Annotated in this window: 25 protein-coding genes; 6 read left to right on the top strand and 19 right to left on the bottom strand. The window is 74.3% G+C overall.

The window, feature by feature from the left end:
* Positions 1-7 precede the first annotated feature (7 nt).
* On the top strand, positions 8-403 hold the full coding sequence (locus tag QSK03_RS13710; protein WP_285652812.1) for a DUF2267 domain-containing protein: 396 nt from the start codon (positions 8-10) through the stop codon (positions 401-403).
* On the opposite strand, the gene rfbA is transcribed toward QSK03_RS13710, so the two are convergent.
* Positions 400-1,293 (bottom strand): glucose-1-phosphate thymidylyltransferase RfbA, encoded by an 894-nt coding sequence (gene rfbA, locus QSK03_RS13705; RefSeq protein WP_285652810.1) that lies wholly within the window; start codon positions 1,291-1,293, stop codon positions 400-402. The genes QSK03_RS13710 and rfbA overlap by 4 nt on opposite strands.
* The gene (rfbB, locus tag QSK03_RS13700; RefSeq protein WP_285652808.1) at positions 1,290-2,315 is read right to left on the bottom strand and encodes a dTDP-glucose 4,6-dehydratase; all 1,026 of its coding nucleotides are present in this window, start codon (positions 2,313-2,315) and stop codon (positions 1,290-1,292) included. The genes rfbA and rfbB overlap by 4 nt, the downstream gene beginning before the upstream one ends.
* A 62-nt stretch (positions 2,316-2,377) precedes the next feature.
* Between rfbB and QSK03_RS13695 the strand changes: the two genes are divergently transcribed.
* A complete protein-coding gene (locus tag QSK03_RS13695) occupies positions 2,378-2,986 on the top strand; it encodes a dTDP-4-dehydrorhamnose 3,5-epimerase family protein (protein WP_285652806.1) in 609 nt (202 codons plus the stop codon).
* Between the two features lie 12 nt (positions 2,987-2,998).
* Here the strand turns inward: QSK03_RS13695 and QSK03_RS13690 are convergent, their stop codons facing one another.
* The 15 genes from QSK03_RS13690 to QSK03_RS13620 all read right to left on the bottom strand — a co-directional run bounded on the left by QSK03_RS13690 (position 2,999) and on the right by QSK03_RS13620 (position 16,198).
* A complete protein-coding gene (locus QSK03_RS13690) occupies positions 2,999-3,502 on the bottom strand; it encodes an Asp23/Gls24 family envelope stress response protein (protein ID WP_285652791.1) in 504 nt (167 codons plus the stop codon).
* A gap of 51 nt (positions 3,503-3,553) precedes the next feature.
* Positions 3,554-3,841, bottom strand: coding sequence for a gas vesicle protein K (locus QSK03_RS13685; protein WP_285652789.1), 288 nt, complete (start codon positions 3,839-3,841; stop codon positions 3,554-3,556).
* A complete protein-coding gene (locus QSK03_RS13680) occupies positions 3,834-4,091 on the bottom strand; it encodes a gas vesicle protein (protein ID WP_285652787.1) in 258 nt (85 codons plus the stop codon). The genes QSK03_RS13685 and QSK03_RS13680 overlap by 8 nt, the downstream gene beginning before the upstream one ends.
* Entirely contained in the window at positions 4,088-4,855 is a 768-nt protein-coding gene (locus QSK03_RS13675) for a GvpL/GvpF family gas vesicle protein (protein ID WP_285652784.1), read from the bottom strand. Before QSK03_RS13675 ends, QSK03_RS13680 begins: the two co-directional genes overlap by 4 nt.
* Entirely contained in the window at positions 4,852-5,403 is a 552-nt protein-coding gene (locus QSK03_RS33415) for a gas vesicle protein (protein ID WP_502872168.1), read from the bottom strand. The genes QSK03_RS13675 and QSK03_RS33415 overlap by 4 nt, the downstream gene beginning before the upstream one ends.
* A gap of 29 nt (positions 5,404-5,432) precedes the next feature.
* The gene (gvpO, locus tag QSK03_RS13665) at positions 5,433-6,875 is read right to left on the bottom strand and encodes a gas vesicle protein GvpO (protein WP_285652782.1); all 1,443 of its coding nucleotides are present in this window, start codon (positions 6,873-6,875) and stop codon (positions 5,433-5,435) included.
* On the bottom strand, positions 6,872-7,105 hold the full coding sequence (locus tag QSK03_RS13660) for a gas vesicle protein GvpG (protein WP_274283050.1): 234 nt from the start codon (positions 7,103-7,105) through the stop codon (positions 6,872-6,874). The genes gvpO and QSK03_RS13660 overlap by 4 nt, the downstream gene beginning before the upstream one ends.
* Before the next feature lie 13 nt (positions 7,106-7,118).
* The gene (locus QSK03_RS13655) at positions 7,119-7,925 is read right to left on the bottom strand and encodes a GvpL/GvpF family gas vesicle protein (protein ID WP_285652777.1); all 807 of its coding nucleotides are present in this window, start codon (positions 7,923-7,925) and stop codon (positions 7,119-7,121) included.
* 10 nt (positions 7,926-7,935) lie between these two features.
* On the bottom strand, positions 7,936-8,292 hold the full coding sequence (gvpJ, locus tag QSK03_RS13650; RefSeq protein ID WP_502872167.1) for a gas vesicle protein GvpJ: 357 nt from the start codon (positions 8,290-8,292) through the stop codon (positions 7,936-7,938).
* A gap of 136 nt (positions 8,293-8,428) precedes the next feature.
* Positions 8,429-9,667, bottom strand: a complete 1,239-nt coding sequence (locus tag QSK03_RS13645) for an SRPBCC family protein (protein ID WP_285652774.1) — start codon at positions 9,665-9,667, stop codon at positions 8,429-8,431.
* Positions 9,660-10,601: a hypothetical protein gene (locus QSK03_RS13640; protein WP_285652773.1), complete on the bottom strand. Its 942-nt coding sequence runs from the start codon at positions 10,599-10,601 to the stop codon at positions 9,660-9,662. The genes QSK03_RS13645 and QSK03_RS13640 overlap by 8 nt, the downstream gene beginning before the upstream one ends.
* Before the next feature lie 442 nt (positions 10,602-11,043).
* A complete protein-coding gene (locus QSK03_RS13635; protein WP_285652772.1) occupies positions 11,044-12,012 on the bottom strand; it encodes a helix-turn-helix transcriptional regulator in 969 nt (322 codons plus the stop codon).
* Positions 12,009-13,076: a ParA family protein gene (locus tag QSK03_RS13630; RefSeq protein WP_285652769.1), complete on the bottom strand. Its 1,068-nt coding sequence runs from the start codon at positions 13,074-13,076 to the stop codon at positions 12,009-12,011. The genes QSK03_RS13635 and QSK03_RS13630 overlap by 4 nt, the downstream gene beginning before the upstream one ends.
* A gap of 150 nt (positions 13,077-13,226) precedes the next feature.
* On the bottom strand, positions 13,227-14,522 hold the full coding sequence (nhaA, locus tag QSK03_RS13625) for a Na+/H+ antiporter NhaA (protein ID WP_285652766.1): 1,296 nt from the start codon (positions 14,520-14,522) through the stop codon (positions 13,227-13,229).
* A gap of 155 nt (positions 14,523-14,677) precedes the next feature.
* Positions 14,678-16,198, bottom strand: coding sequence for an alpha/beta hydrolase (locus QSK03_RS13620; RefSeq protein WP_285652764.1), 1,521 nt, complete (start codon positions 16,196-16,198; stop codon positions 14,678-14,680).
* Positions 16,199-16,440: 242 nt separating this feature from the next.
* On the opposite strand from QSK03_RS13620, the gene QSK03_RS13615 reads away from it, so the two are divergent.
* From QSK03_RS13615 to QSK03_RS13605, 3 genes are all read left to right on the top strand, one after another.
* Complete coding sequence (locus QSK03_RS13615; RefSeq protein ID WP_285652761.1) at positions 16,441-16,884, top strand: ATP-binding protein; 444 nt, start codon at positions 16,441-16,443, stop codon at positions 16,882-16,884.
* 19 nt (positions 16,885-16,903) lie between these two features.
* Positions 16,904-17,197 carry a PASTA domain-containing protein gene (locus QSK03_RS13610; RefSeq protein WP_285652758.1) on the top strand — a complete coding sequence of 98 codons (294 nt, stop codon included), beginning with the start codon at positions 16,904-16,906 and terminating at the stop codon, positions 17,195-17,197.
* Positions 17,198-17,630: 433 nt separating this feature from the next.
* Positions 17,631-19,253, top strand: coding sequence for a peptide chain release factor 3 (locus QSK03_RS13605; protein ID WP_285652754.1), 1,623 nt, complete (start codon positions 17,631-17,633; stop codon positions 19,251-19,253).
* Here the strand turns inward: QSK03_RS13605 and QSK03_RS13600 are convergent.
* The gene (locus QSK03_RS13600) at positions 19,250-19,627 is read right to left on the bottom strand and encodes a hypothetical protein (RefSeq protein ID WP_285652752.1); all 378 of its coding nucleotides are present in this window, start codon (positions 19,625-19,627) and stop codon (positions 19,250-19,252) included. The two genes, QSK03_RS13605 and QSK03_RS13600, sit on opposite strands and share 4 nt — an antisense overlap.
* A gap of 76 nt (positions 19,628-19,703) precedes the next feature.
* Positions 19,704-20,249 (bottom strand): hypothetical protein, encoded by a 546-nt coding sequence (locus QSK03_RS13595; RefSeq protein ID WP_285652749.1) that lies wholly within the window; start codon positions 20,247-20,249, stop codon positions 19,704-19,706.
* Between the two features lie 380 nt (positions 20,250-20,629).
* Here QSK03_RS13595 and QSK03_RS13590 point away from each other — a divergent pair, with 380 nt between their 5' ends.
* On the top strand, positions 20,630-21,772 hold the full coding sequence (locus tag QSK03_RS13590; protein WP_285652747.1) for a protein kinase domain-containing protein: 1,143 nt from the start codon (positions 20,630-20,632) through the stop codon (positions 21,770-21,772).

The following is a 21,772-nucleotide window of genomic DNA, read 5'->3' as shown; positions in this document are numbered from 1 at the left end:
GAGAACGATGCAGCAGCAGGAATTCGTCAGTGCGGTCAAGGAGAGCCTCGATCTCCCCGACAACCAGAGCGCCGAGCGCGCCGTCCGCGCCACGCTCACCGTCCTCGGGCAGCGGCTCGAGGGCGGCGAGGCCAAGGACCTGGCCTCCCAGCTCCCCGCCGGGCTGAAGGAGGCCCTGCCGGACGAGGGCGCGGGCGAGCGCTTCGACGTCGACACCTTCTACCAGCGCATCGCCGACCAGGAGGGTGACGGCGTCACCGTCGCCCAGGCCCGCCAGCACGCCCGCGCCATCGCGAAGGGCCTGGAGACCGCGCTGACCGACGGCGAGTGGCAGAACTTCACCAGCCAGCTCCCGAAGGACTTCCAGGACTTCCTCGGCACCGAGCCGGTCGAGAAGCACTAACTGCTGGTCGACAGCGCCCGGGTCGCGACGTCGACGACGTAGGCGCCGTAGCCGGAGCTGGCCTGGCGTTCGCCGAGCGCCAGTGCCTGCTCCGGGCTGATCCAGCCCTTGACCAGGGCGATCTCCTCGAGACACGCGAACCGCACGCCCTGGCGGTGCTCCAGGACCTGCACGTACTGGCTGGCCTCGATCAGTGATTCGTGGGTGCCGGTGTCGAGCCAGGCGAACCCGCGCCCGAGGTCGAGCAACCGGGCGTTGCCTCGGGCCACGTAGGCCCGGTTGACGTCGGTGATCTCGAGCTCGCCCCGCGCCGACGGGGTCAGGCCGCGGGCGATGTCGAGCACGTCGTTGTCGTAGAAGTACAGCCCGGTGATCGCCCGATTGCTCCTGGGTCTCTCGGGTTTCTCCTCGATCGAGAGCAGCCGGCCCGCCTCGTCGGCCTCCCCGACCCCGTAGCGGCCGGGGTCACGCACCGGGTAACCGAACAGCACGCAGCCCTTCTCCGCCTCCAGCCGCGCCCGCTCGTGGGCGAGGATCGTGGAGAAGTTCTGGCCGTGGAAGATGTTGTCGCCCAGCACCAGCGCGGCGGTGTCGTCACCGACGTGCTCGGCGCCGATGAGGAACGCCTCGGCCAGCCCGTTCGGCGCCTGCTGTTCGGCATAGGAGAACCGCACCCCCAGCTCGCTGCCGTCGCCGAGCAGCCGCTGGAACGCCGGCAGGTCGACCGGGGTGGAGATGACCAGGATGTCGGTGATCCCGGCCAGCATGAGCACCGAGATCGGGTAGTAGATCATCGGCTTGTCGTAGACCGGCAGCAGCTGCTTGGACACCGCCCGCGTCACCGGGTGCAGCCGCGTCCCCGACCCACCGGCGAGCACGATCCCCTTCACCGGCTCTGGCTCCAGTTCGCGTCGGCGCCCTCGACCACCGGGGAACGGCCGATCAGGGGGCGCCACCAGGCCTCGTTCGCGCGGTACCAGTCCACCGTGGCCGCGATGCCCTCGTCCCAGCCCACCTGCGGGGCCCAGCCCAGCTCGGCGCGCAGCTTCGAGGAGTCGAGCAGGTAGCGCCGGTCGTGGCTGGGCCGGTCGGGCACGATCGTCTTGTACTCCGGGCCCAGCCCGAGCGCCCCCAGGATCGTGTCGGCGATGCCCTCGATGTCGACCTCGTGCCCGGACCCCACGTTGTAGGTCTCCCCCACCCGCCCGTGACCGATCACCGCGTCGATCGCGCGGGCGTGGTCGTCGACGTGCAGCCACTCCCGGCGGTTCTTCGTCGACGCGTACAGCGGCAACGCCTCCCCGGCCAGCGCCCGGGTCGTGAACAGCGGGATCACCTTCTCCGGGAACTGGAAGGGCCCGTAGTTGTTGCTGCAGTTGGTGATCGTCACCGGCACGTCGTAGGTCAGCCCGTAGGCGCGCACCACGTGATCGCCGCCGGCCTTCGCCGCGTTGTACGGGGTCCGCGGCCGATACGGGGAGTCCTCGGTGAACGCCGTGCCGGGACCGTCCACGTCCAGGGGCAGGTCGCCGTAGACCTCGCAGGTCGAGATGTGGTGGAACCGCCCCACCCCGACCCGGCGCACCGCCTCCAACAGCCCCTGGGTGCCCATCACGTTGGTCGCGAAGAACTCCCCGGGCCGCAGGATCGCCAGGCTGTTGTGCGACTCCGCGGCGAAGTTCACCACCACGTCCACCGCGCAGGTCCGCAGCAGGTGCTCCACCAGCTCGGTGTTCGCGATCGAGCCGTGGACGAACTCCACCCCGTCGAGACCCTCGACGTTGCCCCGCACCCCGGCATAGGTCAGCGCATCCAGCGCCACCACACGGTCACCCGGGTGCGCCGCCCGCCAGTACCGCACGAAGTTCGACCCGATGAACCCCGCCGCACCGGTCACCAGAACCGAAGCCATCGTTCCCCTCGGAGAGACGTCCCGGCGATCCTGCCACGGGCGCGCGCCTAGGCTGCCCGCCGGTGGACATCGAGCAGCTAGCCGTTCCGGGTGCGTGGCGCTTCACGCCGCCGGTCTTCCCGGACGACCGCGGCGCCTTCGCGGCTCCCTTCCAGGCACGCGAGTTCCGCGCGGTGGTAGGCCACACGTTCCCGCTGGCGCAGGCCAACACCAGCGTCTCCCGTCGCGGCGTGCTGCGGGGCGTGCACTACGCCGACGTCCCACCCGGCCAGGCCAAGTACGTCCAGTGCGTCGCCGGTTCCCTGCTCGACGTCGTCGTCGACATCCGCCTCGGCTCGGACACCTTCGGACGGTGGGACGCGGTGCGCCTGGATCCCGGCACCATGTCCGCGGTCTACGTGTCCGAAGGCCTCGGTCATGCCTTCCTCGCCCTCGAGGAGGACACCGTGGCCAGCTACCTGTGCTCGACCCCCTACAACCCGAGCGCCGAGCACGGAGTCAACGCCCTCGACCCGGCGCTCGGGCTGCCGTGGGACAGGTTCGTCGCAGCCGCCGACCTGATCGTGTCTGCGAAGGACCGCGAGGCGCCGTCCCTCGCCGACGCCAGGGCTGCCGGAGCTCTACCGACCATGGCCGCCTGCCGGACCCGCCTCGACGCACTCGCCGAGTGAGTCGGCCCGACCTCAGAGGGTCGCGCCCGGCCGGGGCGGAGGCGGGGGCGGGGGCGGGGTGGCGCCGGCGTCGGCGTCCTCGCCGCCGGGGAGCTGCACGTCGGTGATGACGACGTTGAGCTCGACGACCGTGACGCCGGCGATCTCCTCCACCGCGCGCGGGATGTGGCGGCGCAGGGCGCGGACCAGCTCGCGGGCGCCGACGCCGTACTCGATGGCGACGTCGACGCCGATGCGGGCGGTCTGCTCCTCGAGCTCGACGCGGACGCCCGCTGTGTTCTCGGTGTTGCCCGTCAGGGTCTGGCGCACGGCGCCGACGGCGCGCGAGGCGCTGCCGCCGAGGGCCGCGACCCCGGGGATCTCGCGCGCCGCGAAGGCGGTCACCTTCTGCACCACCGAGGGGAGGACCTCAGTGGTGCCCTCGACCGTGGTCGGGTCGCCCGCGGCGCCACCGACGGAGGTCGCGGTGGGGGTCGGGCTGTCGGGGGTGCTGCTCGGACGCTGAGCGCTGGTCATGCCCCGGGAGTACCCCGAGGCGCCCGCCCGGAGTCCGCCCGATCGGCGGGGTCAGCGGTCGCGCGGGAGCAGCGGGCCGAGCGGGCCCAGGTCGAGGTTGAGGTCGGCCGGGGTGAGCCCGAACTGCTCGGTGAGCTCGTCCATCGCCTCGGCGAGGAGCATCAGCGACGTGCCGAGGTCCTCCTCCTCCTGCTCGGTGAGGTCGCCCTGGTCCACCCGGCGGATCGCCTGCCGCTCCATGAGCTGGCGCAGCAGCTCCACGATCGTCAGCACGAGCTTCATGAGATCCCGGCGGACCTCGTCCTTGTCGATCTCGATCCGGTTCGGCCGGTCAACCATCGCCGGCCTCCAGCTCCCGCTGCGCGCGTTGCTCGAGAGTCCCCTGGCGCTCGACCGGTGCGATCGACGTGATCAGCGCCCGCAGGGAGACCCGCACGAGGTCGACCCCGGCGAGCGAGATCGTCAGGTCGCCGGCCAGCACCACACCGCCGGCGAGGAGTCGGTCGAGCAGGTCGACGAGGGCGACCTCCTGGTCACCGAACAGCGACGTCGCCCGCGGCTCGAGCTCCCCGGAGTGCGGTGCCGTCACGGGGCCGCTCCCTCCGGGGCCTGCGCGAAGGAGTACGGCACCCACGGCCCGGTGAGCTCGACCCGGATGCGCGGGTGGCCCTCGAGGGACGCGACGACCTCCCGCAGGTCGGCGGCCCGATCGATGGGCACGAGGTAGGCGCGGTTGAGCACCATCGGGTCGGACTCGCCGGACAGCGTCGCGTCCTGGAGACGGTGGCTGCGCGACGCGGCGGCGAGCGTGGTGACCGCGGCGTCCACCTCCGCGGCGGCGTCACGCGCGTCGTCGAGCGCGGTGTCGGTCTCGCGGAGCGCCTGGCGGCGTCGTCGCAGGTACTCGGCGCCCGACCCCGGCTTTTCCTGCGTCGCGGCGGCCGCGGCGCCGCCCGGACGGCCGTAGACCTTGACGCCCCACTCCGCCCGGCCCGAGAGCTGGTCGAGCACCGCCGCGAACGTCGCGCGCCCCTCGTCGAGGACGGCGCGGACCCGGTCGTCGTCGAAGTACACGGTGGCCAGGGCGAGCGGGGCGACGAGGTGGTCGTGGCCGAGGGTGTCGACCACGTGGTGGTGCGCCCGGGCGGTGGCGGCGAGCCACTCGAGGTCCTCGAGGCGCTCCTCCAGCGCCCGCTCCTCGAACTCCCCGCGGTCGACGTCGCTCACCACCGCGAGAACCCCGCCCGCGTCGAGCGTCCGGACGGCACCACCGCCGACGCCCTGGAGCGCGGCGACCGCCGCCGGGTCGACGTCCCTCGCGATCGCGTAGACGTAGGTCAACGTGTCGCTCACCGCGTGGTCCTCCGCCGGCGCTGCTGGCCCGAGCGCTGCTGGCTCGAGCGCTTCCGGGCGGGAGCGGGCTCCGGCTCCTCGTCGACAGGCTCGTCCCCGGCGTCGTCGGGCTCGTCCTCGAGGTCCTCCTCGAGGTCGTCGCCGGCCTCGTCGTCGGGCTCGTCCGCGCGCTCGGCGTCGTCACCGCGGTCGAGGGCGGCCGGCGCCCGGCCGTTCTCCAGCGCCTCGAGACGGTCGCGGAGCCGCTGGTTCTCCTCCTCGAGCTCGCGGTGCCCGGACGACAGGGTGGGGTCGCGTTCCCACCAGTCGATGCCCATCTCCTTGGCCCGGTCCACCGAGGCTACGACCAGCCGCAGTTTGATCGTCAGCAGCTCGATGTCGAGCAGGTTGATCTGGACGTCGCCGGCGATCACGATCCCCTTGTCGAGGACCCGCTCGAGGATGTCGGCGAGGTTCGTGCCGTCCCCGCCGCCGTTCTGGCTCGCGGGCTGCCGCCCCTGCTGGGGTGCGGACGGCATCTGCCCGGTCCAGCGCACCGGGTCACTCATGGTCACTCCCTCTCGTGCCCCCTGGACGGTCAGTCGTCGTCGCCGCGGCCGCGGGTGTAGCGCTTGACCCGGTGGTAGCTGACCAGGTCGCCGTCCGCGTCCATCTCGGCCTCGTAGGTGGCGAGCAGGTCGCTGGTCTCGGGGATCTTGCGGCTCTCCACCACCTCGAGACCCACCACCCAGCCGTCGTCGGTCTTGCGCACCGACGTGACGGCCTCGCTCTCCTTGCCGCTCATCTCCTGCACCTGCTCCGCCGCCCACCGCGCGATCTTCCGCGCGGAAATCTTCTTGGGCTGCGGTTCGGGTTCGGGTTCGGGCTCCGGTTCGGGTTCGGGTTCCGGCTCGTCCTCGACCTCGTCCTCGGCGTCGTCGACGTCGTCCTCGAGGTCCTCCGGTTCGGGGTCGGGCTCGGGTTCGGGTTCGCGGGTGCGGCGGCGGGGCCGCTCCTGGTCCGCGTCGCCGTCACCGGCCGGCCGGCGCCGCCGACGGGGCAGCTCGTCCTCCGACACGTCACCGGCCTCCGTCTCGGGCTCCGCGTCGGACGCCGCCGCGGACGGGCGCCGTCGCCGGCGCGCACGTTCCTGGTCCGGTGCCTCCTCGTCGGGTGCCCGGCGGCGCCTCCGGGGAGGGTCGTCCGCATCGGCACCCCCGTCGGCCGAGCGACGGCGCGGCGGACGGTCGGCGTCCGACGTTCCGTCGCTCGCGGCCCGGCGACGCCGGCGCGGCTGCTCGCCGTCCGACGTGTCCGTGCGGCGCCGGCGCTGCGGCCGGGCCTCGCCGTCGGTGCCCTCCGCCGCGTCGTTGGTGCGCCTGCGCTTCCGCGGCGTGGCCTCGCCGTCGGTGCCCTCGGCCGCGTCGTCGGTGCGCCGCCGCGTGCGCGGCCGGGTATCGCCATCGGTGCTCTCGTCGGCCGCATCGTCGGTGCGGCGTCGCTTCCGCGGCCGGGCCTCCTCGTCACCGCCGGCATCGGCCCGGCGCCGTCGCGGACGGTCCGACTCGCCGTCGCCCTCGCCGCTCGCCCGTCGCCGCCGAGGCCGTTCCGCCTCGCCCTCCTGCTCGTCGGAGGACCGGCGGCGCCGGGGCCGCTCCTCGTCGGACGACGCCGCCTGCGTGCGCCGTCGGCGCGGGCGTTCCTCGGCGCTGGAGCCGTCCTCCGCCGACCGGCGGCGACGTCGCGGACGCCCCTCGCCCTCGGTGGCCGAGGTCTCCGAGGTCTCCGAGGTCGCCGAGGCCTCCGCGGTCTCCGCGGTCTCCGCGGTGCGCCGACGCCGACGCGGCGACTCGGTGTCCGCGTCGTCGCCGCCCACCTCGTCGCCGTTCGACCGACGCCGGCGCGGCCGCTCACCGTCGTCAGCACCGTCGCCGTTCGACCGTCGGCGGCGGGGCCGCTCCTGGTCGGTCAGGGGTGGCGGTTCGTCGTCGCGGGTGTCCTGGTCCTCGGGTGCGGCCTCGCGGTCGGCGGAGCGCGTCACGCCCCACCTCCGCCGACGAGACGCTGCAGCAGGACCTCCTGCTGCTCGTCACGGTCGGCCTCGGTGATCTCGCCCCGCTCGAACGCCGCGTCGAGCTCGTCGATCTGCGCGCGGATGACCGCCGGGTCGTTCATCTGGTGGTCGACCTGGTCGGCGATCTTCTCTCCCACCCACGCGACCCCGCGGACCGGGGCGAGAGGCAGGAGGAGGAGCTCGGTGAAGAAACCCACGTCGCTGCCGCCCTCAGGCCTTGGCCTCGTCGGGTGCGTCGAACTCGGGGAGGAAGTCGAACGCCGCGGTGGGCCCGATGAGCCGCAGCTCGACCCGCCCGGACCATTCGTCGCCGAGGTCGTCGACCGCACGCTCGAAGTCGCTGCGATTGTCGGTGCGGACCAGGAACGCGAGGTGGACGGCGCCGTTCTCGCCGCCGGCCTCCTTGACCTCCGTCGCGACCGCGAACTTCGAGAGCGCATCGACGCAGGCCTGCGCGTCGTCGGCGCGGAACTGGTCCATGGCGTTCGAGATCGCCTCGCCGAGGCGGATGCGGTCGTAGTAGCTCGCGTCCTCGTCGACGCCGGCGATCTTCTCGCGCATCTGCTGGATGCGCGGGTCGGCCTCGACGATGCGGCTCAGCACCGCGTCCTGGTCGTAGTCCCCGCGCAGCCGGAACTCGAGGTGTCCCTTCAGCTGCTCGAGCGCCCGGACGAAGTAGTCCTGGTGCGGGGCCAGCAGCTCCTCGGCCACGGCGTCGTCGTCGGTGACGACCGCGCCGAAGCGCATCGGGAGCACGGGGATCTCCTGCGCGATCGCGTTGAGCACGGCCTCGTGCGCCATGAGGTCGCGACGCGTGCCGAGCGGCCGGTCGGCGGCGACGTCGCTGACGACCGCCGCGAGGTTGCCCTCCGTCACCAGGCCCAGCTGCCCGGCGTCGTCGCCGTGGGGGATCGGGTCGAGCCCGTCGGGGATGCGGATGCCGGCCGGGACGATGCCGTAGATGTAGGACCCGCGAGTCGTGTCCCGGGCCTGCGTGGTGTTCTCGGTGCTGGTCACGTCGGCCTCCTCACGCCTTGTCGCGCCGGCTCTGGCTCTGGCGCTCGCCGCGGACCTCGTCCCACTTCTCCTTACCGGCGTCGAGCACCCCCTTCGTCTTGCCCTTCGCCCCGCCCTGCGTCACGCCCTCGGTGGCGCCGCCCAGGAACTCGCCCAGGTCCTTGCCGCCCTTGGCGTGCAGATCGAGGCGGTTGGTCGCCTCGGCGAACTTCAGATAGGTGTCGACGCTGGCGACCACGATGCGGGCGTCGATCGTGATCAGTTCGATGCCGACGAGCGACACCTTGACGAAGGCGTCGATGACGAGGCCTTTGTCCAGGATCAGGTCGAGGACCTCGGCGAGCCCGCCCTGCGGCTCCTTCTGCACCCCTCCGCCTTGCCGTTGGCTGACGGTCACGGTGCCCCCTCTCTGTGCGACGAGGAATGGCACCGGACCCCGACGGCGTCGGGGTCCGGTGGTGCGACGGTCGACCCGGCTGTGATCTCAACCGGGGGTGGGCCGGTCAGGCCGGCGTGCGCTGACGGCGCGAGCGGCGACGCGGACGGTCCTCGCCACCGTCCTCGTCCTCCGCGGGCACCTCGTCCTCGGCGTCCTCGGCGTCCTCGTACTCGTCTTCGTCCTCGAGGTCCTCGTCGACGTCGTCGAGGTCGTCCTCGTAGTCGTCCTCGAGGTCATCGTCCTCAGCGTCCTCGTCGAGCTCCTCGTCCTCGGCGGCCAGGTCGTCGTCGACCTCCTCGTCGTCACCGAGCTCGTCGTCGGCGAGCTCGCCCTCGTCGAGGTCGTCGGTCTCGCCGTCCTCCTCGGCTGCCCGCTGCTCCTCCTCGAGGGCCTCCTCGTGGGTCTTGACGACCTCGCTGTCGCGGATCTCGCCGCGCCAGCCCTCGAGCTCCTCACGATTGATGAGCGTGTCCATCATGACGTGACGGCAGAAATGCTTGAATTCGAGACGCGCACGTCGGCCGACCGCCCGCCAGAGATTGCCGGTCTTCTCGAAGAATCCCTGCGGGTAGTACTCCATGATGAGCACGATCCGCGTGAGGTTCGGCGCCAGTTCGCTGAAGGTGACGATTCCGTCCGCCGAGCCCTTCGCTCCCGACGAGACCCACAGGATGTGACTGTCGGGGACCTGCTCCCGAATCGTCGTCTGCCAGGAACGCCGCGACCAGAAGACCTTCGCGGTCCAGGTGACCTTCTCGTCGGACTCCTGGTTGACCGTCTCGACCTTCTTCATGAAGCTCGGGAAGTCGGCCATCTGGGTCCACTGGTCGTAGACCACGCGCAACGGGACCCCGACGTCCTGGACCTCGTAGATGTTCATGAACTTGAACTTGCCCCGGCCGGTGCTGTTGCCGCCCCCGCCGCCCCCGCCTTCGCTCTCGCTGTCGGAGTCCTCGTCCGAGTCGTCGCCCATGCCGAGTGCTCCCATGGCCTTGTCCTTCACGGCCGAGAGGCCGCCCTTCAGTGCGCCCCCGACGCCGCTGCCGCCCTGCAGCATCGACGAGCCGCCCCCGAGGGCGGCCGACAGACCGACGCTCGGGTTCTCCGCGACGTCGGTGAGCTTGTTGGTGAGGCCCTCGACCTGGTCGAGCGCAGCGTTCAGCGCCTTGTCACCCGCCGCCTTCAGCAGCGCCGTCGCGGCCTGCTTGAGACGGTCGGTCGGGAGCATGTCGGTGAGCGATCCGGCGTCGGCGTCCGGCCGGTGCCCATTCGAGGAGACCTGCTCCGTCGCGGCATCAGTCATCGCGCTTCTCCGTACCGCGGCGCGAGCCCGTCCCGGCGGTGGCCCGGCTGCGCGAGCCGCCGGACGACGAGGACTTCGCGCGCCCGCCGGACCCGGAGGTCGACTTGCGAGTCGAGCCGTTCGTGCTGCTCGAGCTGCGGCCCGAGCCGGAGGAGGACGAGTCGTCGGACGACGTGCTCCGGCGCTTGCGCTCGCCACCCGAGGAGCTGCCCGACGAGCCCGACGACCGTCCGGAGCTCCCGGACGACGAGGACGACGAGGACGACCCCGACGAGCGGCGACGACCGGAGGACCCTGACGCAGACCCGGACGCAGACCCGGACGCGGCGCGGGCCGGAGCGGGCTCCTGGGCCGACTCGTCGCCGTCCTCCGCGTCCTCCGCGTCGCCGGTGTCGGCGGTCTCGTCGGCGACGTCCACGCCCTCGTCCGCCGGCTCCTCGTCCGCCGCGCGACGCTTGCGTCCCGTGACACCACGGGCCGTGCTGCCGACCGCGCCACCCACGGCACTGCCGGTGCTCGCGGCCGCGTCCCCGACCGCACCGCCGGCCTGACCGACCGCGTCGCCGGCGGCCCCGGCCGTCTCGCCGACCGCCTGCCCGGCCGCGCCGGCGGCGTCCGTCGCCGGCTTGCCGATGTTCTCGACGCGGTTGACGAGGTTGTCGGTCAGCGACTCCATCCGCGAGCTCGCGATGGCGAGCGCGGCGTCCTTGCCCGCCTCGAGCAGGCGACCACGGACCGCCGAGTCGAGCCGCTGGAGCTCGGGCGACGCCTGGATGAGCTTCGAGGCCTGACCCAGCAGCTGCGCCGGATCAGTGGTGATCTTCTTCCCGGCGAGCGCACCGCCCAGCATGATCGCGAGCTTCATCTTCTTCGTGCGACCCAGTAGATAGCCGCCGATGATGGCCAGGGCCAATTTCAGGCCGGTTCCAGGCACCGTGCACCTCCGAACGGTTTGGTCTCACCTCTGCGGTGGACCACGCGCCCGCCGCCATGCGAGCCGGACATTACATCGCGCCCTTCCGGAAAGCGCTAGACCAGGAAGATCAAATCGGCGGTGCGCCGAACGACGCAATTTTCGATCACTGGGGGAGGGCGATGTTTGACAGTCTAGGTCATGATTCTTCTGCGAATTGGTCGCCCGCCGTTTGCGTATTCTCCGATGGGCGCGCCGCCAGAGCGTGATGGGCCGTATGCGCTGTGTTCTCAACGCGGGTCGTGGTCACCGAGAGCACACGATCTCTGCCTGCTGGTGACCGGTTGCAGTGAGCTGGGTCACGAGGACCTGAGCGTACGCCCAAGTCGTCGTCTCGGTCATGAGAAGAACGGCGCAACCCGCTACGTCCAGTTGCGCACGGCCGGAACCCGGGGCGGCGTCCTCAGGTCTCGTCAACGGTGTCCACGACCGCGTCGACCGCCCGGCGCAGGGACCGCCAGGCGCGGACGCGCGCCCGGACGATCCGCCTCCCCAGCTCGGTGAGCCGGTAGCACCGCCGTTCGGTGTCGTCCGCACGCTCGGCGAGACCGTGTCGGACGAGCTGGTGCAGGGTGCGCTGGACCGTCGTCGGCGGCGGTGCGAGATCACCGGCGCTGTCGGTCCGGAGCCGCCCCGCGAGCTCGCGACCGTCCGCCGGACCCCGGCTCAGCGCCACCAGCACCAGCAGCTCGACGTGCTCCGGCGACGCCAGACGGACGGAGCCCCAGCGCCGGTTGCCGGTCGTGGCACGCGCCTCGCGGCCGGTCGTCCGTCCCGCCGATCGCGCTGTCGTGGTGGGCCGCCCGCCGGGCCGCGGCGCCTGCTCCGGCGCCGCGCGCTCGGGTGGGTGGGCGCCGGGTGCGGCCGGGGACGGCGCCGCACCGTCGGGCGCGGCGTCGGGCGCACCGTCGGGCGCGGCGTCGGGCGTCGCGGCGGCCGCGTCCGGGGTCTCCGCCTCCGTGGTGTCGGGTTCCGTCGCCTCCGGGGGCCGGGCATCGGACGTCGAGGCCTCGGGCTCCGTGGTCTCGGGCGCGGGGACATCCGACGTCGAGGCCTGCGGCACCGCGTCGCCCGGCGCCGCATCGTCCGGCACCTCGTCCGGCACCTCGTCCGGTGTCGCGTCGTCCGGCGTCGCCTCGCTCGGCGTCGGGGCATCCGGCCCGTCGACCGGCGGCTCCGTGCGCGTACCCGGGACGCTGCGCAGGGGCACCGTGTCGGCGGCACGGATCGGCGTGCTGTCGGTGTCGCGGCGGGGCCGCGGCGGCAGCAGGCCGCGCAGGGAGGCCGTCGCCGGGCGGCCGAAGGCGTCGCTGAGGTCGGTCGTCGAGCGGTCCTCGGCGTCGCCGGATTCCTGGGGAGCTGGCGCGGTCACGGGGTGGCCTCCTGTCCGCGGGCGTCCGCGGTGCTGGTGGGGTCCTCGGCGGTGCGGAGCAGCGTGAGGAGCTCGACCCCGAGGTCGCGGTAGTCGCCGGCGACGCTCGCGGCCGTCGTCGAGAGCCGGCGTGGTGGCGGGGCTCCGGCCGCGGTCTCGCGCAGGGCCGCCCACCACGCGGGCTGGGCCGCCGCCTCCTGCTCGAGCTCGTGGGCGAGCCGGCCGAGGCGCCGCGCGTCCTGGGCCGTCCGTTCCGCGTGCCGGATCGAGGTGGTGAACAGCGGGGAGTGTCCGCCGAACGCCTGGGCCACGGCGTCGCGGACCTCGGCGTGCACGACGCGCGAGCGCGAGCCGGTGGCGAAGAGGACCGCGCCGAGCAGCCCGAGGTCCGGGTTGAGCTCGCGGGCGAGCGCGAACCGCTCCCCGACCAGGCGCATGCCGACCAGCCCGCCGCCGTCCGACTTGGTGGGCATCAGCACCCAGCGGGCCGCGGTCAGGGCGAGGTCGGTGAGGATCGTCGTCTCGGGAGGGCAGTCGACGAAGACGAGGTCGTAGTCGCCGGCCACGGGCGCGAGGACCTCGGCGAGCACCCCGAACGCGTCCCGGCCCCGCTCCTGCACCCGCGACACCATCACCGGCACCAGATCGGCCAGCCGTGCCCCGCCCGGCACGATGTCGAGACCGGGGCGGACGTCCGCGGCCGGGCGCAGCGGCGTGCCGGCGACGACGGACATGAGGAGCCCGGCTCCCTGGTCGTCCGCGGGCCCGTCGCGGAAGCCGAGGTCGTCGGCCAGGTTCGCCTGACGGTTGAGGTCGACCAGCAGGCACCGGTACCCGGCGGCGGCGAACTGTCCGGCGAGGTTCGCGACCAGCGAGGTCTTCCCGACCCCGCCCTTGTCGTTGACCATCGCGATGGTGCGGGCCAGCGCCTCCCGATCCGGGGCGACGGGCTCCGGTGCGGGCTCCGGTGCGGGCTCCGGGGCGGGCCGCACGGGCCGGACGCGGCCGATGCCGCGCTCCCGGCGTCCGGCGGAGCTGCGGGGGCGGCCCGCCGGTCCGGTCATGCGGGGGAGGGTGCGTCGCGACCCCCGCCCGGGCAAGGCGACACCCGCACCGGCCGCGCGCTTGGGTACGGGCGGCCGCACGGCTCCGCGCGGGTGGTCCACGTCGCGCGTGCCGACGGGTCAGTCGACTCCGACCGACGCCACGGAACGTCACGGGGCGGGGTCGCGGCCCTCCCGCTCGTACACGTCGGGCACGCCGTCGGCGTCGCGGTCGATCCGCTCGCGTTCCTGGATCCCGCGGTGCACGCGGTTGCGGTAGCGCAGCACGACCGTCGCGAGCAGGGCGGCGAGCAGGGAGGCCGTCAGGACCCCGATCTTGACGTGATCGTCGGCGGCGCTGCCGGTGCCGAAGGCGAGCTCGCCGATGAGCAGGGACACCGTGAAGCCGATCCCGGACAGCAGCGCCAGGCCGAGCACGTCGCTCCAGGCCAGGTCCTCGGACAGCCGCGCCCGCGTCACCCGCTGGACGACCCACGTGGCGCCGAGGATGCCGACGGTCTTCCCCGCCACGAGCCCGGCGACGATGCCCCAGGTGACCGCGTCGCCGAAGGCGGCGCCCAGCCCGCCGCCGACGACCGTCACGCCGGAGGCGAAGAACGCGAAGACCGGCACGGCGAACCCGGCGGAGAGCGGCCGCCAGCGGTGCTCGAAGTGCTCGGCGAGGCCCGGCCCCGGACCCTCCTTGCGCCGGATCACGGGCACCGCGAAGCCCAGGAGCACGCCCGCGACGGTGGCGTGCACGCCGGATGCGTGCACGAGCCCCCAGGTCAGCGCGGCCAGCGGCAGCAGCAGCCACCACGAGCGCACGCGGCGCTGGACGAGCACCGTGAACGCCCCGAGCGGCAGCAGCGCGAGCAGCAGCGGGACGAAGGCGAGCTCCTCGGTGTAGAAGACCGCGATGATCGTGATCGCGAGGAGGTCGTCGACCACCGCCAGGGTGAGCAGGAAGGTCCGCAGCGCGTCGGGCAGGCACGACCCGATCAGCGCGAGCACCGAGAGCGCGAACGCGATGTCGGTGGCGGTCGGGATCGCCCACCCCGCGAGGCCGTCACCGCCGGCGTTGATCGCGGTGTAGATCAGCGCGGGCGCGATCATGCCGCCGACCGCGGCCGCGACGGGCAGCAGGGCACGCGACGGGGATCGCAGGTCGCCGGCCACGAACTCGCGCTTGAGCTCGAGCCCCGCCACGAAGAAGAAGATCGCGAGCAGGCCGTCGGCGGCCCACGTCGCGAGCGTGAGGTCGAGGTGCAGGGACGCCGGCCCGACGGTGAGGTTCGCCAGCGCGGTGTAGGCCTCGCGCCACGGCGAGTTGGCCCACAGCAGGGCGAGGGCGGCGGCGCCGACGAGCAGGACCCCGCCGACCGTCTCGCGGCGCAGGATGTCGGCGATCCGCGCGGTCTCCGGCCACGAGCGGCGGGCGAAGAGGCGGGGCGTCGACCGGGTCACGGTTCCTCCGGAGGGCAGGCGTCAACGACTGCCGACCAGACTTCCCGGCGCACCGCGCGTGACCCTACGTCATCCCGGTCGTCGAGCGCTCCGTGATCGACGTCCCGATACGGACGCTGAGCGTCTGCGAAGCGCCGTCGCTGACCACCCGCGCGCTAACAGGTGGTGTTCGGGGGCGGCAGGGTGCCGTCGACGAGGTAGCGGTTCACGGCGTCGTCCACGCACGGCACGCCGTTGGTGTAGACGGTGTGGCCGTCGCCCCGGTAGGTCAGCAGCGCCGAGCCCGGCAGGCGTCCCGCCAGCGCGACGCTGTTCTGGTACGGCGTCGCCGGGTCGTTGGTGGTGCCCAGGATCAGCATCGGCGGGCCCGCGTAGTTCTCGAGCGGCGTGAGCGGCTGCTGCGGGGCCGGCCAGTCCGAGCAGGTCAGGCCGCTGACGAGCACGTTGCCCGAGAAGTGCGGCGCCCGCGCCTCGGTGGCGCGGGCGGACGCGACCACCTGGTTGTCGTCGGTGGGCCACGCGTTGTCCAGGCACGTCACGGCGTTGTAGGTGTCGGAGTTGCTGCCCCGGAAGTAGGCGTCGGCGAGGCGGCGCATCGGGCCGCCGTCGCCCCGGTCGGCGGCGGCGATCGCCTGGGCCAGCTGCGGCCAGCTCGACTTGCTGTAGAGCGGGTAGACCACGCCGATCTCGAGCAGGCCCGCCGAGAGCGGGGTCGTGCCCGCCACGGGCATCGGCGCGGCGGTCACGCGGGCGCGCACGCGGTCGAGGGTGCCGATCGGGTCGGTGCGCACGGGGCAGGTCGGGTCGAGGCGGCAGGCGGTGTCGAACTGCCGCAGCGAGTTCTCGAAGCTCTCCGCCTGCGCCGAGTCGAGGCCGGGCTTGGTCACGTCGACGACCCCGTCGAGCACGATCGTGCGCAGCCGGGTCGGGAAGAGCTGCGCGTAGGTCTGGCCGATCGACGTGCCGTAGGAGAAGCCCAGGTAGCTGATGCGGTCCTGGCCCAGCGATTCGCGGATGCGGTCCATGTCGCGGGCGACGTTGCGGGTGCCGAGGTGCGGCAGGAGGTCGCGGTAGCGCTGCCCGCACGCCGCGTCGTAGTTGTCGACCGCGGTGTTGGTCGCGGCCTCGTCGGCCGGGTCGCCGGGGTCCGGGTCGCCGAGGTAGGGGGTGTCGGGCCCGAGCGGGCAGTCGAGCCCCGCGCTCTGGCCGACGCCGCGCGGGTCGAACCCGATGACGTCGAAGCGGTCGGTGACCTCGCGGGGCAGCACACCCGCCTGCACGAGCTCGATGCCCGACCCGCCCGGTCCCCCGGGGTTCACGAGCAGCACGCCGGCCTTCGCGGCCTGGTTCGTGGCCGGGCGGCGGGCGATCGAGATCGGGATGGTCGGGCCGGCGGGGTTCGCGTAGTCGACCGGCACGGTCACCGACGCGCACTCCAGCCCGGCCTGGCAGGGCCGGAACGCCGGCCCGCCCCCGGGCCCGGACGGGGCGACCGAGGGCGCCGCGGGCGTCTCCGAGCTCATCGGGATCGGCGGCACGGTCGGCTCCGGGGGCTGCGTGCACGCGGTGAACGCGAGCAGCGCCGTGCCCAGGACGAGCACGTGACGGGCCCGGCGCCCGGCCCGAGCGGAGCGCGCCCTCCCGGGTCGCACCCGTCGGTCGTCCCGCTCCGCCATGAGCTCTCCTGCCGTCTGCGCTCGCCCCCGGCTGCGCCGGGCGGCCCATCATGCCCGTCCGCTCGTCGCAGTCGCGCAGGGCTCCACCGGCACGCTCCGTGAACCCAGATCACACGGTCCACGCGGGTGGTGCGGGGTTGGCCCGGCGTCGGGGCGACGACCCCGGGGCCATGGACACGGGTGCGGGCTCGGGACTCGAGCGGGCGGGGACCGCGCCGCGTCCCCGTCGCATCGTGCACGAGGTGACCCGGGATGTCGTCCGCCCCGAGGACCTGCGCGCGCTGCGCACCGAGCTCATGACCCACGTGCGCGCGGCGGCGGGGGACCCGGACGCCGCGGAGGAACGCGACGACCCCGCCCTCGCCGACCAGCTCGCCGACGTCGCCACCGCGCTGTACGAGGCGCTGACCAACGTCGTCGACCACGCCTACCCGCACGGGGCCGGGCCCGTCCGGGTGACCGCCCGCGTCGCGGCCGGTCGCCCGGGCCCGGAGCCGGCGCGCGAACCGGGCCCTCCGTGGCTCGAGATCGAGGTCGCCGACCACGGCGACTGGCGTCCCGCCCCGACCGATCCCGGGCACCGCGGGCGCGGCCTGGTGCTGCTCGCGCGGCTCGCCGACGGCCACGACCTGCGCACCGGGCCCGCGGGCACCCGCGTGCGGCTGTGGTGGCACCGGCCGGCGTGAGCTGGCTACCGTCCCCGCCATGAGGACACCCGAGCTGGTGCTCGTGCCCGCGCTGGTCGGGCTCCCGGCGGCGCAGGCGCACGAGGTCGCCATGGCCGCGAGGGTGGTGGCCGTCGATCCCGACCCGGACACCCCGGCGACCGTCGAGGGCACGGTGACCGCGCAGCAGCCCGAGGCCGGCACGCGGGTGCCCGCAGGCGAGGCCGTGACGATCTGGGTGGAGCCCGACTCGGGCGGGGGCGGCGGTGGGGGCGGCGGCAACATCCCGCGCGTCGAGCCCGACAAGCCGCTCGACGGCGCCGGGGCCAACTGAGGACCGCACCGGCAAGGCGGTGAAGGCCGCGGGGCCGACGGGTCGGGGGTCCGCCAGCCCCGCGGGCCACCCGTGTGTCGTCGCCCGCGGCCGCGGCGTTACGCCCGCCCCGGAGCGAGGGACGCCCCGGCTGCGTCCCGCGCAGCGAGGGTGACCCTCGCTCCCCCCGCGGGGTGACGCCCGCCCCGGAGCGAGGGACGCCCCGGCTGCCTCCCGCGCAGCGAGGGTGACCCTCGCTCCCCCCGCGGGCGGCCGCGGCGTGACGCCCGCCCCGGAGCGAGGGACGCCCCGGCTGCCTCCCGCGCAGCGAGGGTGACCCTCGCTCCCCTCGGACGGGCGCTCGACGGGAGGCGGGCGCCGCCGTGGCCTCGCGCCACCGGGCCGTAACCTCGGATCACGGGGCGGGTGGGTGCCCCGCGAGGGAGGAGAACGCATGACCGCGGTGTCCGCGCCGTCGACCGAGGCCGCCAACGAGGCCGACGATCCCGGGACCCAGGCGCGGCGCCGACGCACGTTCGCCGTGATCAGCCACCCCGACGCCGGCAAGTCCACGCTCACCGAGGCCCTCGCCCTGCACGCCGAGGTGATCTCGGCGGCGGGGGCCGTGCACGGCAAGGGCGGGCGCCGCGGGGTCACGTCCGACTGGATGGACATGGAGCGCGAGCGCGGCATCTCGGTGACGTCCGCGGTGCTCCAGTTCGCCTACCGCGACCAGGTCGTCAACCTCCTCGACACCCCCGGGCACGGCGACTTCTCGGAGGACACCTACCGGGTGCTCGCCGCCGTCGACGCCGCGGTGATGCTGCTCGACGCGGCCAAGGGCCTCGAGCCGCAGACCCTCAAGCTCTTCGACGTCTGCCGCGACCGCGGCGTGCCGGTGCTGACGTTCGTCAACAAGTGGGACCGGCCGGGCCGCGAGCCGCTGGAGCTGCTCGACGAGGTCGAGCAGACGATCGGCCTGCGCCCGATGCCCATCACCTGGCCGGTCGGCATCGCCGGCGACCTGCGCGGTCTGATCGAGCGCGCCGACGGCTCGATGCACCGCTTCACCCGGGCCGCCCACGGCGCCTCGAGGGCCACCTCGGAGCGGCTCGACGCCGACCGCGCCGCCGCCGAGGAGGGCGCGGACTGGGAGCGCGCCACCGAGGAGCTCGCGCTGCTCGACGAGATCGGCGCCGGGTTCGACGACGCCGCGTTCCAGGCGGGCACCGCCACGCCGGTGATGTTCGGCTCGGCGCTCTCGAACATCGGCGTGGCGCGCCTGCTCGACGCCCTCGTGGAGCTGGCCCCGCCGCCGGGCCCGCGCCCGGACCGGAAGGGGGAGCCGCGGCCGGTCGAGGCGCCGTTCTCCGGCCTGGTGTTCAAGGTCCAGGCGTCGATGGACAAGTCGCACCGCGACCGCGTTGCGTTCGTGCGGGTGTGCTCCGGGCGCTTCGAGCGCGGCATGGTGCTCACCCACGACGCGACCGGCCGCCCGTTCGCCACGAAGTACGCGCAAGCGATGTTCGGGCGCGACCGGTCGACGATCGACGAGGCGTTCCCCGGCGACATCGTCGGCCTGGTCAACGCCACCGCCCTGCGCCCCGGCGACACGCTGTGGGCCGACGAGCCGGTGACCTTCCCGACGATCCCGAGCTTCGCCCCGGAGCACTTCGCGGTGTGCCGGGTGGCCGACATGTCGAAGACCAAGCAGTTCCGCAAGGGCATCGAGCAGCTCGACTCCGAGGGCGTCATCCAGGTGCTGTCGTCGGACCTGCGCGGCGACCAGGCGCCGGTGCTGGCCGCCGTCGGGCCCCTGCAGTTCGAGGTCGTGTCCGCGCGCCTCGCCGACGAGTTCGGCGCGCCGGTGAAGCTCGACCGCCTCGACTACCAGATCGCGCGCCGCACCGACGCCGCCGGCGTGGAGACGCTCAAGGGCGCGGTGGGCATCGAGGTGCTCACCCGCCGGATCGACGGCGAGCTGCTCGCGCTCTTCCCGCACAAGTGGCGCCTGCAGGCCGTCGCCCAGAACAACCCCGACCTGCTGCTGGCCCCCCTGGTGGCGGACTCGCTCTAAGCGGGGAGCCGGCGCGGCGGCAGCGCGTCGTTGATCGTCCTGCTGGTCTCCGCGGGATCGGGGACCTCGACGACCACCCGGTGGTACGGGTCGCCGCGCAGGTAGATCGCGAGCAGCTGGTCCGCGCGGCGGACCATCCAGAGCTGTCGGCGCTCGCCGACGCCGAACGACCCGGCCCGCAGCACCCGCGGCACGCTGACCCCGGGCAGGTGGACGCGCGGGCTCGCCGAGACGGCATCGCGGCGCGCCAGCGGACGGGCGAGCAGCACGCGGCTCAGCGGGAGGTACACCCCGCGACAGCAGGCCCAGACCCGGTCGCTACCGGTGAAGCGCACCACCACGCCGTCGGCGGTGATGCGGAGCTGGACCGCCATCTCTCACCTGTCTCGTGCGAACGTGCCGCGCGTCGGTGTCGGCGCGGCGGTTCGGTCCGCGCCCGGGGACCGCGCATCAGCTCATGCGGTCGTGCTTGGCCGCGGCCTCCTCGTAGGCACGCTCGGTGGCGCGCTGCGCGTCGTCGAAGCCCTTCTGGACGGCCTCCGCGCCGTCGCTGTGGGCGTCGCGGACGGCCTGCTCGGCCTCGCGGGCCGCCTGCGCGAGCGCCCGCTCGGCCTCGGCGGCAGCATCGGCCACCGAGGACGCGTCCCCGGACGACCCGCCGGCGGAGGCGGACGCGCCCGACGACGGGGTCGATGTCGAGGTCGACGACGGGGTCGACGACGGGGTCGACGACGGGGCCGACGACGGGGCCGTCGCGGTGGCGGTCGAGGTGCTCCCGGACGGCGTCGAGGAGGTCGAGGACGCTCCCCCGCTGCTCACGGTGCTCCCGATCGATGACGCGCCGCCCGGCGTGGCGGCGGGCGTCGTGGCCCCCGGACCGGGCATGCTGCTGCCGCCGGGGACGTCGTCGCTGTCGGGGCGACGGTGCTGGGCAGACCGGTCCACGGACTGCTCGTCGGACCCGACGGGACGGTCGGCGTCGTCGGCTGCGCTCACGGCACGACCTCCGGACTCTCGCTCGGACGGCCGCGCGCCGGGCCCCGGAGGACGCGGCACCCAACCCCCCGATCGGCTTCGGTGCGCCGACCAGCATGGCAGGCGACGCCACGAACGGCCCGCGCACCCTCCCTGACCAGCACCCTGAAAACACCCGGTGAGAAGCGGCTGCGCCGAGCGGAGTGCGATCTACCACCCGGACGGGGGAGCCCTCCCCGCCGATCGGTCCGCCGCCGCGACGATCCGGGCGTCCGGGGCCGTCCGATCGGATCTCTGGTGATCCACACCGCGCGGGTCCCGGTGTGACGGCCGGGCGCACCGCCGCACCCGGCGATGACACGATGTCGGGAACGTGGACGCCGCCGGACACGGGAGACGACGTGGACAGCAACGACCCGGGGACCGCCGCTCCCCCGGTCCCCGAGCAGGCGCGCTTCTGCGCGCGCTGCGACGGGCCCGTGGGTCGGGGCCGCTCCGGTCGTCCCGGTCCCGAGCGCGGCACGTGCCCGTGGTGCGGCGCGCCCTACGACGTCCGCCCCGATCTCCCCGCCGGCACAGAGCTCACGGGGCGGGCGGGGCGCTACCGCGTCCGCGCGCCGATGACGCGTGGGGCCCGCGGGTGGTCCTACACCGCGACGCGCCGCGGCGACGACGCGCTGATGGTGCTCGGCCGCCTCGACGGTTCCGAGGGTCCGGCGGCCGGCGAGCTGGCGGTGCGCGAGACCGAGGTGCTGCTCGCGCTCGACGTGCCGGGGCTGGTGCGGGCCCGTGACGTGGTGGCCGCCGAGGGCCGCGGCGGGCGTGTCCGGCTGCTGGTGCTCGACCACGTCACCGGCGAGTCGCTGGAGGCCCGCCGGCCGTGCGCGCCGGGCGAGGCCCTCGACGCCGTGCTCGGCGCGGTCGGCCCGCTCGCGGCCCTGCACGCCCACGGCCTGCTGCACGCCGACCTCAACCCCAGCAACCTGCTGACGGGCCCGGACGGCATCACGCTGATCGACCTCGGCAGCGTGCGCCGCACCGGGGACCTGCACAGCGACGTCTGGGCCACCACCGGCTTCGTGGCCCCGGAGATCCGCCCCGGCGGCACGGGTCCCTCCGTGGCCTCCGAGGTCTACGCGCTCGGGCGGACGCTCGCGGTGCTGCTCGCCGACTTCGACCACCAGCGCAACCACGCCATGCGCCTGCCGGATCCGGCCGGCGTCCCGGTGCTGCGCGACGACCCGGACCTGCTCGCGCTCCTCGTCCGCGCGACCGACCCCGACCCCGCTCGGCGACACCACGGCGTCGAGGCGTTCGCCGCCGACGCCCGGCGGGTACGGGCCCGCTACCCGGTCCGACCGGCGGCCCGTCCGGGGGACACGGGCGTGGGGGTCGCCGGCCACCGCGCCCCCGACCCGGAGGATGACCCCACCCGGCTCCCCCGGGACCCCCGCGCCACCCCCGGCGCCCGCCGTGCCCGCCGCGCGGACGGCGCGGACCGTGGGGACAGTGCCCGTGACGCCCGAGGAGCGACGATCCCGTGA

Source organism: Actinomycetospora sp. NBRC 106375 (genome assembly GCF_030269665.1).
Taxonomy (GTDB): domain Bacteria; phylum Actinomycetota; class Actinomycetes; order Mycobacteriales; family Pseudonocardiaceae; genus Actinomycetospora.
Note: the sequence above shows the minus strand (reverse complement) of the source record. Positions and strands in the feature narration are given on the sequence as shown.